Consider the following 12,744-nt stretch of genomic DNA (forward strand, 5'->3'; position numbering starts at 1 on the left):
AAGCTCTCCAAACAATTCCCTCTAATTATTTCCACATCTTTCCTGATCGTCCTCCTAAGATCGAGAAAATTCCTCAATAAAATGCAAAAAAGCCAGTCCGTTCAAATTTTAAACTGATCTGGCAATAGAAATCCAATATAGTTCCCCGTACGCCTCTTACTCCAAAAAGACTATACGCCTCTCAAACCCGCTATACCAATGCTTTCACTCAAAGCAAATATAGCACTATCAAGCACTCCACGTGTCCTGTCCACAGGAACATATATTATTGCTTATCTTAAACAATAATATATACAGTTTCGGCATGTTGCCAAATTTCCCCTTCTCCATATAAAAGCAAGACTAGCCTAATTATGTAATGGCTAGTCTTTTCTTGTTGTCATATTATTTTGTACAAATAACGTGCTAAACGTCAAACCTCAATTTGCATGAACGCATAATAGTATATTTAATTGGCCTAGCAGAAGAATTTATGGAGGACATATAAGTTTGCCAAAATAAAAACGACATATAAGTTTGCCAAAGCGGCTAACTTATGGGGTCGGGTCACATATAATTGTATCGATTATTAAGTTCTTATTTGAGAAGTTAGGTAATAAAAGATGCCAACTATTTGCACAAATATTCCTTAAGTTTTTTGGATACGTGCAACTCCTTTGAATTTATAGCTACCCATTGATTTTTTGAGATAGGAATCCACGATACCTCGCTATGCCATTCTTGCCATTAATCAATTACTTCCACTTCACCAATCCCATAGCCGATTGCAGTTTTGGCACCAATTCCATAATCACTTAAGGCCATGGAAATACCATTTTTTATAATTTCGATCGGTTGATCAAGTATTTCAGGATTGGATATTCCTATCCTAATTCTAAAGGTAGTATCAGTAACGGCTGTAAGGAAAAGTGGGGTTGGCGATATGTCATCTGTTGGAGCCTTTGCTCCTTGATTATCATAATAATCCTTAAAGTGGGGTGTTTGCACATCAAATCTTATAGTATAAGAATCCATGGGAAAAGCATCAAAAAAGATCAAACTACCCTTATTAGCAATCTCTTTTTCATCAGCTCCAATACCAAAAAGAGATTGAAAGAGCTTGTCTTTTAGAGCATTTTTTTCATTTCCACCATAGTTCTCTTGTATCCAACAATTACGAATAGCTCCTTTTAGCGCACTGCCCGGAATGTACGGGATGCCATATACAGGATGAAGGGCCACAAGAGAAATATTGCCGTATGGCGAAAGTGTCCCAATCATAAGTTTCTCCGGTTTATAGATGATGTCTATTTTGAAGGGCAGCGAGTTGACTATTGCTTCCATACGCTGGTTTATAGCAAGTATAATCGGGGGTCGCTTATTGGAAAGATTTCTTTTATAACCATGTGGTTCAGAAGGCCAACGGCCGCGATCTAATTGGCGATACGAAAAGCGGTTGAGCGCTAAGTATAAGTTGTCAATCTCGCCCATTGATCCCATTGATTCAAGCGTAGCCACAGTGTCACGAGGGAGATTGTACATTAGTTTAGCATTATTCCTTGGTGTCGGTTTCACTGTTAATCATCCCCTCCGCAAACCGTTTTAGCCAAAGCAACAACGCCATGGTTTCATTGGTCATCATTTTGTAGCCATCTCTATCTTGCCTAGTGACTGCACCCATCAAATCAGCATTGATAAGATTTTCCTTACTTAGCCATGCTGAAATGTCCTCATAGAGAGCTTTATGGGCCTCTTTCTTAGACTTGGAGAATAAAAAAGCTATAGAAGCTCCGAATCCGTTGGTTTGAATCATAACGGGAAAAGATCGGACAAGAGAGCGATACTCTTGTTTGCATCCTTTCTGTGAAATTTTAGAAACTTTTTCGTATGCAAATGATGCTCTGCCGTTTTCTATCGCATTAGACATGCCGCTCACCCCCGGAAACAATATTGCAGGCCACAAACCCTTTCCCCAAAGTCATATTAGCGCCTACCTGGAAGATGGTTGGCATACCATCCTCTATCTCTTTGGCAATTTGCGCGGCCTCTTTTTTCGGCTCTAGCGTTTCTACATTAGAGTTTTTAGGTTGCCGGGAGGACGTAATAAATATAAGGCTGTAAAGTATACTTTCGGAGGGCAGATATTCTTCATTAAACAGCGCCCCATCTTTAACGATGCCTGTATCATTTTCAATTTTAATCCTGGTAATCACCTCGGTGGATAACCTCACAAAATCCGCAAAGTCCTCATCTGATACCACTATGGTGTTTTGGGGCAACATACTTTTTAGGAGTTCATTTTCAGGTAAATAACGTAATAGCTTATTGATAAAAGAGGTAAGAATAGATGCCTCCCCTTTTTCAACCGAAACATTGTATAAAAATTCTTCCAATATGACAGCATCAGGGCTGTCGGCACTTTTTTTGATTAACAGCTTGGAGTTTGGTGTAACCAACGGAAGTTTATCCGGCTGAAAATTAAAATCTCTACTAAAATCATCCATGCCAACAATATTCATATCATCCGCAAATCGCTTCAAAACCATGGGGCAGGTTACGAAGGCAAAAACCCCTTTGGCAGAGCGGACAGGAAAAAATAATAAGCGTGCATCTGAAAATGAGGCGGCGGATGCCACAATCTTGTCTTGGTCATCAGCGCCAAAAATTTGGGTTATTGTTATGCTATCTTTTGATATAGCCCCGTCCGCATTATTTTCAAAGGCATGCCGTATACTGCCTTTAAGGCTGGAGGCCTCAATTTTAGGAAAACCTGTGTGTCCCTCACGCTGGATCGGTTGGTCGATAATACTAAGCCGTGTTGATCCACCCGCATGCAACGGTGTCAAAACGCTTAAAAACATGGTCCTTGTTATTTCATACATAAAATTTGCCCCTCCTCATTCTTTACCGCTCCTACAAAACAATAGCCAAAGCCACGATCACAGTAACGCATTCTGTCCCAATTATCATATATGAATCCTCTTGTTTCACGGTAGTCGCTTAGGCATTTTTGATGAAAAAGCTTGCTGGCATCCTCAAAGGTTCCTTCGATAATTTGAAAATAGTATACACTTCCGGCGGGAATTGCGTAGCGCATTTCTCGGGGCTTCGCTTTGTTATCATGAGGATCAACACTGAAGCCGCCTGTGGGGATATATCGGCCGACAGCAGCACAGATGAGCTTTACGCGTATCTGCCTTTTTTTATAGGCAAAAACCCCTGTTTTTGTCTTTTCATCAATCCACCACGGCAGCCAGCCCTTTTTGAAAATAGCAGGAGTTGCAAAATAAAGTTTGAAAAACTCTGCTTTTTCGGCAACGGGAGAAAGCGAAATACTTCGATCCAATCTGCAAAGCTGAGCAACTTTGCCTTCTCCGCCGATTTTAACAACTGCCTGTTCCGGCAAAGAAATCCCGTTTGCTTCAACTACAAGGCTGCATTTGTTGTTTTCTCTATCGGCAGGGCGTGCCATTTTGATATGATACATTTTCTTATCTTGCGCGGCGCCTGAGTTTCTGTCAATTTGTATCCCAATACGGTCTTCCTCATGGTAATGATCGGCAAGAGAATAACAAGCCATGCCTTTGCTTTCTCCTGCCAAGTATGTTTGTAAATCCTCTTTAATAAGGTATCCTCCGCCTCTTGGCTCAAGTTGCTTTTGGTAACGGCTGTTAACGTCCGAGAGGCAATACTGTAAAGGATAACTGCCTATTGGTGAAGGCGATAAATACATAAAATCCAAGCCGGTCCCTTCCACAACAATTGTATCCAGTGGTCTTGGGAAACAAAAATCATTGTTTATCATGACCCCATTAAAACCAATTTTCAATTGACGGGACAGACTTAGCGCTTTTGCCGAGATCTTCGCATCGTTTTGAGGTAGCGCACATGAATACAATGCGCCGGTATACACAGACGGTAATGGAGGGAAAAGGCTGCGCGGAGCATAGTTAACCCCTGCATCAAATGGTGCTGCCGAACGAAAAAACAAAGTATCTACAGCATCGATTTTGTAGAACATGACTCCACCTCCCTGGATAAAAAACTAACTGCCTGTAAAACGTCAATAAACTGTGCAATGCTAAAACTGAATCTTTGGTAGAGCCTAAAGAAATCTTCAGCCTGTTGATCATGATTAACAGTTGTATCCGACAGTTTCAATGCCTGTTTAATAAGTGTCTGAACCATGTGATGTTTTTCATCATCTTCTGTGTCTTTAATACGTTCAAGCACTTCCGTAAGATTTTGAACAAAAGCCTTAGAGTACTTATTTTCTTGTAAGTCAAGCAAGGTGGCATACACTATTTTTAGATTTTCGCAATCTATGCCAAATTTATTGATAATCGTTATTTTTTCCCCACTCCGCTTCATCAACTCAATAGCAAAGGCATTTTTATTCTTGTCAATGCTCTTAGCTGAAGCTTCTAATTCGCTACTTTTGGCAATCAGCTCATCCAAGGGCTGCATAATATGACCAATGGCAATACCCGCTGAAAAAGTTAGTGGGGTAGAGTGTCCCTGCGGTGTCTTCACCTGGTTCGGAAACTCTTTATGTAACTCAAAAAGCGCGTTAAACAAACTGTCCAACGGAAGGAATCCGAGAAAATCCTCACCGCCTGCATAAATACATATACCGTGATGCCTTGAAATAATTCCTCGTACGCTTGTGGCAAATCCGCATAAGTCTGCACTTAGTCTTTGGTGAAAATCCATATCGGGATGTGTTAGATACAGATTACCCATGCCATCACCGTCAAACTTCACAAGAGCATAGTAGGGACTTATCACGATATGATTATTTTTTATTTTTTTGTATAATTCTTTTGCTGCATCGATGCTTTCCAATCTATACTCGTCTTCTGAGAGAATTTGTCCGTTTTGAAGATCAAAGATGGTTTCTGACGCTTCATCCCCCAGCATTTTTAAGTCTGCCTCATAGGTTGTACCCAGCCTGCTTTTTAGGAGCATGTAAGCGACTGACGAAATATTAGACCGATAACCAGTCAAAACAGGTGAGCCGTCTTCCTTTTCATTCCATAAGATGCTGAGCATTCTTTTCACCAAAGCAACCGAAGATAATCCCTCTGTGGGCTTTATCGCATATTTGCAACTATCGGTATCTGTTATATCAACGATCTGCTCCGGTAAGACAAACTTCTGAAATTTGCCGCTTGAACTTTTGGCAAAGACGATGTTCGATTCTGGGTAAAGCGTGCATTTTCGGCCATAGGGTTCGTTGGTCTGGGCAAACATTCGAAGTTTCTTTAGGCCGTTAATGCTCCGCACCATTTGAGGGTAACCGGCTTCGTAGCGCTCATATTCTTGAAAAACCCAGAAAACCTCTAAAAAACGCTCCAATTGTTCCTTCGCCCACTGATTTGGGGTTATTGATAGTTTGTCAAATATACGATTGCAGATATCTATAAACGCATTTTGTGTATACGCCGCAAGAGAAGTTCCAAGCCGTTCCTGTTCCGACTCGGTATATCCACTGATAATGGCAACAAGGCGGTTGGGGATGCTATTATCTTTATCTGTTTGCACACTTGGGAAGATGATTTCAACACGCTTTTTTTTCTGTAATTCTTCAATAGCTTTTGACATTAGGAAGGATAGCAGATAGCTTCCTGCATACAAATCTCTTATCTTCCGCGATTGATTAATCAATGACTTTACCGGACCAATTGTAAAAACAAACAAGGCCTTTTTCAATGCAAGCCCCCCTTAATAAGACTTATAAATTCATCTCGCTCTTGGCAGTCAATATCCAACGGTGAGCTATTATAAATAGCCTTGACGTAAGTGTAGATTGGAAAAATCCCGTCGCTGGTTTGAGTGACGCTGACAATAACGGAAGATGAAAAACGTCCAGACCCGTTAGAATCTCTTTTGGGGACAACAAACCCTGTTGCAAATTTATCATCTGGCATACGTTTGTGCCAAGTACACTTGATCGTATGGGCCGCTTCATCTACTGATTCAAGGAACGCATTTATATCTTTAATTTCCTTTCCAATTTCAATCTTTTCTATGACAGGTCGTTTAAACCTGGATAGATCGGCTACTGCAACAATTACACCATTTTTAATTTCATATAAAAATTTGTTGTCGTTAATTTCGTTTAAATGGTCGGTGACCCACATGAGTAGCTGCTGATTATTTTTCTGCGTTAGCTCAGTGGTTGTCACACAGCCCCTGCCTCTGCGGGTACGCTTACCCAGTCCCCCTAAGACAATCGATAGAAGTACAAGCTCTTTATACCATTCGTGCGGCTTTTCATCAACGTCCTTATTGGCTCTGAATAGTGTTCTGATTACAACATCAAATGTAGTGCCTATCTCAAAATGTGGCTTTTTTTTATTTTTATCGTCAATCGGCTTGTGCAACAAAAGTGGCTGTAAACCAAGTTTTATACCTGCCACTTTCATTTGTAAGCGAACAGGTGAAGCGTGTTCTTCGGCATCGCCAAAGTATTTCGACTCAACCTTATATAACAGTTTAGTGTCCACGCTGTGGTTAGCAATTCGATAGATATACCGCATTATCCCCTTTAATTCCGTTGGTCGTAATTCGAGTTTTTGATTTCCATAGCTGAACATTGGACTGATTACGGCACAGTGCAGAATGCTTTTGTTCATTGTCCGTCACCCTCCGATGCTGGGCTGTGCTTCGTCCTATATGCTTTATTGAACATATCGGCATAAGCCTTGTGCGGAAACAGCATGGGATTGTTAATAAGCATTAGCAGTTGGTTAAATTGCAGATTAAAGGAAAGTAAGGAGACTTCTCTCTGTTTTTCCCCAAACACTCGATAATCATCCAAAGAATAATTGTTTCTGTCGTTACCCTCATCTATAAAGCCTATTCCAGAATTTATATGATCTTCTTCGACATCTGGATCGTTATGATTCAAATCATTAAACCAATCTTTGAGCGTCGTATTTCCACAATTCATCTTAATGGCCATCTTTTTTGACACTTTTATAGCCTGCAATACAAAATCAAATAATTCAGCCGGCGCTTTGCGGATCCCCCCCGTATGGCATAGAATCTGCAGTGGCCTTGTGCCTGTTTGGGTAGATGTTTCCGGTGGTTTATCCGAAGATTTCCTGAAGTTCTTAGTAGCGATATACGGATGCATCCTGGCGATAGCGTCCCTTGATGTTTGAAGATTAGTAATGCTATCGCTCCATTTTTTCAGACTCTTGCTTGGTGATGATGTACTTTTGCATTCGACAACAGCGGCAACTGCTTCAATAGGGATAAACTTCAGCCTGCCATTGCGGAATATATAGGGAGTATAAATTTCATCAAATATAGCAAGGTCTACCTCATTCGATACCTGCGCTTTGGAGTCAATAATAAACACAGACTGCTCAATGACGAATTTTTTGGGAACGATTTGCTCAAAAAGTTGCTTCCATATTTCTTCTCGAAAACCACCTATAGTTGGACCGTGCTTTGTTGTAAAATACAATTGATTGACAATGGATTCCTCTGTTTGGATATAGTTGCCTATGATATCCCTCATGGTATCAAAATCTGGCGCAAATGCGGCTGGCTTTGTTTTAGCTTTCATCCAGATCCCTCCTCAACTTTAACCTTCTGTTGTTTACTTACCTTAACCTTTAGTAAAATCTCAAATTGCAGACATATGATCAATCTCAGTTAAAATACAGTCGATTATTGATGAATCTTCTTGTATCTTCCGTCCTTAGACTTCATAGCTTCCGTTGGTATCGCCCAAGTGTCGCCAAAAAGAACGGTGCCTGGTGTCTTTCCCTGGACGTATAGCGCCTGTAGCTTGCGCTGTGTAATATTCCATTTATCAGACATTTTTCTCAGTTATATCGTCCATAAAATCAACCCTTTGCAAGGAAAATATTGTATATTTCGATAGTATAGCTAGAACACGAATAATACAAGAGGTTATTAATAATACAAGAGGTTATTATCGAAAATATACCTATTTATTCGAAATATGAAATTATGAAATTATTAGTCGTAAAATCTGACTGAATTTTAATTATGGCGGATCCGCCATAATTAAAACTGGTGTTGCAAGCTTGCTACAATATCTCCATCCATCACTATTTGGTTGCATATTTCGTCTAAACAAATAGATTTATGAAGTCTTCCTGCGCTGCACTTCGTCAAAAATCTCCTTGCTGATAATGGCCTCGTGATTATTCTCAATAAGATACATAGGCAAATCACCGTTGTTTTTCACCTGTTTGTGAGTCAGGCAATTTTCAACATAGCTTTTCTGAGATAATACGGTTCCGATATATTTCTCATTAGAAAGAATCCGGTCAATAGTGGATGTGCTCCATTCCACCTTGCCGGTCACAGTTTTGATTCCATTTTTCTCAAGGTAGGATTTAATCTTACGGTAGCCGCAGCCCTTCAGGTATAAGTCATAAATGAGCCGGACAATTTCAGCTTCTTCTTCAACGATAACCAATTTACCGTTCTCATCTTTTGTGTACCCAAGAAAGTTGGTATGATTCAGCTTTACATGCCCTTTTTCGAAACTGCGTTGAATTCCCCACTTGATATTCGCACTTTTTGACTCGCTTTCACTTTGAGCAACAGCTGCAGCTGCGGTAATGATTTTTAGCATTCGCCAATCAGACGAATCCAGCCTCTCCATTTCAAAGTAGATTGTAATACCCAGACCGATAAGTTCATTGAAGCTTCGCAAAAAAGGAAGGGTATTCCGTCCGAAACGGCTGATAGACTTAGTAATAATGTAATCGATTTTTCCGGCACGGCAGTCTTTCATCATACGGTTGAATGCGGTTCTATTATCAAAGCATGTGCCCGATGCCTGCTCAGAATAGATACCTGCAAATATCCAGCCTTCACGGTTGTTGATATAATCTGTATAATATTGAATCTGCGAATTGAGACTGGTCTGTTGTTCTTCATAAGCTGTGCTGACTCTGCAGTAAGCAGCAACACGTAAAACTTCTTTTTTGGTAGACGGTATTTCAATGACAATATTGTTCATGCTTTATTCTCCTTCCTGTTTTCCCAAAAATAAAAAGACATGACAGTTAAATAACCATCATGTCGAAATCATATTTTTATTGCTAATATATAAAATAAGCTACATTTTCTTGTGCGCTTTTCACAAGAAAATGTAGCTTCTAACTTGGCAAGTTAGGTGAATATAGATGCCATTAAGTCAATGATTACTGTGCTCATTTTTTTGAGGTTGCCTTTTCTTGGAACTCGCTACACAACCTGTATCGGTGATAATGTGATATATACTTATCACTCGTGCAGAATACGTTCCTTTTTGATCCTGCGCTTTTTAAAAAGAATATTCGCAAATCCGTAGAAAAGCAGCAGACCAAGGACAACATCAATTATGCCTAATTTCAAATTGCTTCCAAAACCGCCGTTTAAAAAAACCGACATATTTACAATTCCAGTCATAAAAACACATACACCGACTACGAACAGCGGAACCAGCAAACGGCTTAAGTGTTTGATGCGCGAATCAATATCCGAAAAAAGATCGAACTCGCCCAGATCGGCTTTCTTGCGAAAATACACCCAACGAAATAGTGTGCCGACATGTTCGGCACCGGTATCTTCAATGAAGCTTATATAACGCTGGCTCTCAACTGTGAAGGGAAGATTATTCAACAGTTCCAGTCGATAGAGATATTCACCCGGAACCCCATCCTCAAAAACATATTTGCAAAGACCGACTGATGTAAGCTGCAACCCTTTTGTCGACATTTCATTGAGCCATTTTTCTTCTATATCAAAGTTCCAAGACAAAAAGCATTTTCGTATAATATATTTCATCTCTAATAACCTCCTGTGATCCTTTCGCTGTTTGCAATTAACTCGCGCAGTCTTGACACTTCATTTTCTACCATTTGTTTTCCAAGGACTGTAATGATGTATTCCTTCTTTCTTCTGCTGTCCTCGCCGGGCAACGCACAGATCCAACCCTTTTCAAGCATCGTACTCAGCGCTCCATAAAGCGTCCCTGCAGCAAGCTTCACTCTGCCGTTCGAAATAAGCTCGACATTTTGCATAATTCCATACCCATGCATTTGAGAGTAGAGTGAAATCAAAATATAGTATACGGCTTCGGTCAGGGCGGGACTTTCATTTGACATTTATATCACCTCACGTTATGACATCATCCGTTATATCGTCCAACGGTATATATTTTATCATCAAACGATATAATTGTCCATGTTTTTTCACATAAAGAAAGACATATCATTCCCTTGGCGGAAGGTATGTCTTTTTGGTGGAGGCGACCTTACACTATATAAAACCCTGCAATATAAGGCTGAATTCTATCTAAATAAATTATCCTTGTAAAAAAGGACTTTATTGTTCAAAAGGTTTATAGTCGGTTAGTCGGCACTTACTGTCCAAAATTCAATTGTTGGCAATAAATTTCTTATAAATTAAAACCCTTTTCAACTATTTGGGTGAAACATAATGTTTACGTAAGTAACTGCCCTCCCGTTTCGATTATAAATCTTTATTCATAACTATCCTATTCTCGTTTACTATATATTCGTTTTTTCTATAAAAGGCTTCTGCAAGTCCTTTATTGGCAGTTAATAAGTAAAGACTTTTAATATCTCTTTTCTGTAATTCATTTTCTAACAAACGAAGTATTTTTGAGCCATAACCTCTACCTTGAATTTCGTTATTTACACAGAGCTCTGCCAAATAATAAGTTACCCCTTGATAAGACTTCTTACTATTACCAGCAATAAATCCAATTAGCTTGTTATCACTATAAAATACAAAGCCAAGGAATTTAGGAGTATGTAATAAATCAGTCAATCTCTCTCTTGCAGTTTCATATGTCCAACTTTCATTCCAAGGCTTACTATTAAAAACAGTTATATAGAGTGTGGTACAGGTCAACTTTTCCTAAATCATTTAGTAAATGGGAGTTTAGCGACCAACTACGCACGTTGAACTATTGTAGGGATGTAAGAGAGTTCAAAAATGACTATCATAGTAAAAAGGAGTTCGTTGTAAAAATGGTAAAATCAACCTATAAATCAGTAAACTTGAAACAGTTAAATCGGCGCTCAAGGTTAAATTTGACCGAATATGAGAAAATGAATATTAATTAACTTGTCATAGTGTTGGTTATCGGACTCAAGAGTAAATTAAACAACACACCTGCTGAAGCAGGTGGATTTAACATGGCGAGTGAAACTCGCGTTAAAGGCTGAAGCCTTCTAAAAAGTCCATTAGCTAAAGCAAACTAAAGACCATAACTGAAACTTATTCTTCAACTTTGAAATTATCTGGTTTTTCTTTTAAACCCTGATTTTCAATGTAGTCTTTAACTGTCTCCTCAGTCACTGTTCCTACTGTGGCACAAAAATAGCCTCTTGCCCATAAGTGCTGTCCCCAATATCTTTTCTTCAGCTCTGGATATTCATCCTGTATTAAATGCGAAGACCTTCCTTTTAAGTATTGAACTACTTTACTTGGTGCAAGGTCCGTTGCACATGATACAAGAAGATGTAAATGATCTCCGCCTACACTTCCTTGAATTATTGTTATCCCTCGTGCTTCACATCCTTGCCTGATCAGATCTCTTAATCTTAAGGCTATGTCGCCTTTGAGTACCTTGTACCTATATTTCGTAACCCAAATTATGTGATATTTAATATCGTATATCGCGTGACTACTCTTTCTATACTCAACCATACTACTCACCCCTTCTGAGTAATATGGCTAATACCAGGACTTTTCATTACGATGCTAAAAGCTTTCCCGCCTTAAAGGCGGGGGTTTTAAACCTTGCACATTGAAAATAAAGGCAAAAAATATATTACTGTCGAATGATTTATTTGAAGTCAAAATGCGTTTTGCTCAATATTAAATTCGATGGGTAACCGCACTTTCGAGACCACTGACTAAAATTGTGGTAGCCACAAGGAACACCATAATACTTAGAAGCACTCCAAAACATGGATAATCCTGCTAATAAAAGTCAACCATAAATTTCTGGAAATATCAATATGAAAATTAGTATAGCAAAGCTGACCAGATACAGAAAGGCTGCTGGCCGGTTTGAACTTAAATGAGTCATTAGGATGCCGCCGCATAAACCTCTTTCACTCTAGCATAGTAGATACGTAGGAACTTGTTTAACGCAGCGATTTTGGCAACTTTTTTTGGCTTCCCTTCAGTTTCTTTCTTAAGCATATACTGGTAAACAGCGTCATCTTCAGACGGCTTGCTAACTTTATGTACCTCATGATTTCGTATCCTGTTTTACGTAGAGAAGCTGAAGCTTTCTCGACGGCGATATCGCTCGATAATGGCTGTTTCAAAGGCAACTCCTTTAAGCTTAGGCATTTTCAGCTTAACCTCCCCAGAGGTCGTGGTAAGATTCCGCTCGTAATGACCCGATCGATAGCCTTTACGATCTTCGGTGCGTTCGTATCGACCAGCATTCGTCGGCTCATCAGCTTCCTGATCCAGCAGGTTATTAAGCGTCTCCTCGACGCTGTGACGGACTAGTTCCTTTAACTCCTGCTTTATGACGCCTTCGTTTAAGGTGTATAATCTTCTCAGACATAGTCGCAGCCGCCTTTCTTGGTAGATTTGGTGTGGTAACTTTATCTTTCCAAGCGGTTGCTTCTATGTCCTCTTTTTAGGAACATAATTTTCTATTTGCGAAATTTATAATACCTTATCGATAGTGTCAATAAATGTTCGCAAAAACCATCCGAATTCCTAAAGGCAGATCAG

12 protein-coding genes and 2 pseudogenes are annotated in these 12,744 nt (G+C 39.6%); all 14 read right to left on the reverse strand.

What is annotated here, in order from left to right; genetic code table 11:
* Nucleotides 1-726: 726 nt before the first annotated feature.
* Nucleotides 727-1,554 carry a type III-B CRISPR module RAMP protein Cmr6 gene (gene cmr6 / locus LJE72_RS26605; protein WP_229250287.1) on the reverse strand — a complete coding sequence of 276 codons (828 nt, stop codon included), beginning with the start codon at nt 1,552-1,554 and terminating at the stop codon, nt 727-729.
* Complete coding sequence (cmr5, locus tag LJE72_RS22905) at nt 1,532-1,906, reverse strand: type III-B CRISPR module-associated protein Cmr5 (protein WP_229250288.1); 375 nt, start codon at nt 1,904-1,906, stop codon at nt 1,532-1,534. Before cmr5 ends, cmr6 begins: the two co-directional genes overlap by 23 nt.
* The gene (gene cmr4, locus LJE72_RS22910; protein ID WP_229250289.1) at nt 1,899-2,861 is read right to left on the reverse strand and encodes a type III-B CRISPR module RAMP protein Cmr4; all 963 of its coding nucleotides are present in this window, start codon (nt 2,859-2,861) and stop codon (nt 1,899-1,901) included. The genes cmr5 and cmr4 overlap by 8 nt, the downstream gene beginning before the upstream one ends.
* Nucleotides 2,849-4,000: a type III-B CRISPR module-associated Cmr3 family protein gene (locus LJE72_RS22915; protein ID WP_229250290.1), complete on the reverse strand. Its 1,152-nt coding sequence runs from the start codon at nt 3,998-4,000 to the stop codon at nt 2,849-2,851. Before LJE72_RS22915 ends, cmr4 begins: the two co-directional genes overlap by 13 nt.
* Complete coding sequence (gene cas10 / locus LJE72_RS22920; protein WP_229250291.1) at nt 3,976-5,691, reverse strand: type III-B CRISPR-associated protein Cas10/Cmr2; 1,716 nt, start codon at nt 5,689-5,691, stop codon at nt 3,976-3,978. Before cas10 ends, LJE72_RS22915 begins: the two co-directional genes overlap by 25 nt.
* Nucleotides 5,688-6,617 carry a type III-B CRISPR module RAMP protein Cmr1 gene (gene cmr1, locus LJE72_RS22925; protein ID WP_229250292.1) on the reverse strand — a complete coding sequence of 310 codons (930 nt, stop codon included), beginning with the start codon at nt 6,615-6,617 and terminating at the stop codon, nt 5,688-5,690. Before cmr1 ends, cas10 begins: the two co-directional genes overlap by 4 nt.
* Nucleotides 6,614-7,558: a DUF6602 domain-containing protein gene (locus tag LJE72_RS22930; RefSeq protein ID WP_229250293.1), complete on the reverse strand. Its 945-nt coding sequence runs from the start codon at nt 7,556-7,558 to the stop codon at nt 6,614-6,616. Before LJE72_RS22930 ends, cmr1 begins: the two co-directional genes overlap by 4 nt.
* Before the next feature lie 546 nt (nt 7,559-8,104).
* Entirely contained in the window at nt 8,105-8,992 is an 888-nt protein-coding gene (locus LJE72_RS22935) for a recombinase family protein (RefSeq protein ID WP_229250294.1), read from the reverse strand.
* Between the two features lie 266 nt (nt 8,993-9,258).
* Nucleotides 9,259-9,801: a DUF2812 domain-containing protein gene (locus LJE72_RS22940; protein WP_229250295.1), complete on the reverse strand. Its 543-nt coding sequence runs from the start codon at nt 9,799-9,801 to the stop codon at nt 9,259-9,261.
* A gap of 2 nt (nt 9,802-9,803) precedes the next feature.
* Complete coding sequence (locus LJE72_RS22945; RefSeq protein WP_229250296.1) at nt 9,804-10,121, reverse strand: PadR family transcriptional regulator; 318 nt, start codon at nt 10,119-10,121, stop codon at nt 9,804-9,806.
* Nucleotides 10,122-10,488: 367 nt separating this feature from the next.
* A complete protein-coding gene (locus tag LJE72_RS22950; RefSeq protein WP_282437954.1) occupies nt 10,489-10,893 on the reverse strand; it encodes a GNAT family N-acetyltransferase in 405 nt (134 codons plus the stop codon).
* A gap of 369 nt (nt 10,894-11,262) precedes the next feature.
* On the reverse strand, nt 11,263-11,694 hold the full coding sequence (gene tnpA, locus LJE72_RS22955) for an IS200/IS605 family transposase (protein ID WP_229250298.1): 432 nt from the start codon (nt 11,692-11,694) through the stop codon (nt 11,263-11,265).
* Nucleotides 11,695-12,078: 384 nt separating this feature from the next.
* A pseudogene (locus tag LJE72_RS26925) lies at nt 12,079-12,290 on the reverse strand (IS110 family transposase); the annotation flags it as partial.
* Nucleotides 12,283-12,571 (reverse strand): annotated as a pseudogene (locus LJE72_RS22965) (transposase); the annotation flags it as partial. The pseudogenes LJE72_RS26925 and LJE72_RS22965, both read right to left, overlap by 8 nt.
* Nucleotides 12,572-12,744 lie beyond the last annotated feature (173 nt).

This window comes from Desulfosporosinus shakirovi (genome assembly GCF_020595055.1).
GTDB lineage: Bacteria > Bacillota > Desulfitobacteriia > Desulfitobacteriales > Desulfitobacteriaceae > Desulfosporosinus > Desulfosporosinus shakirovi.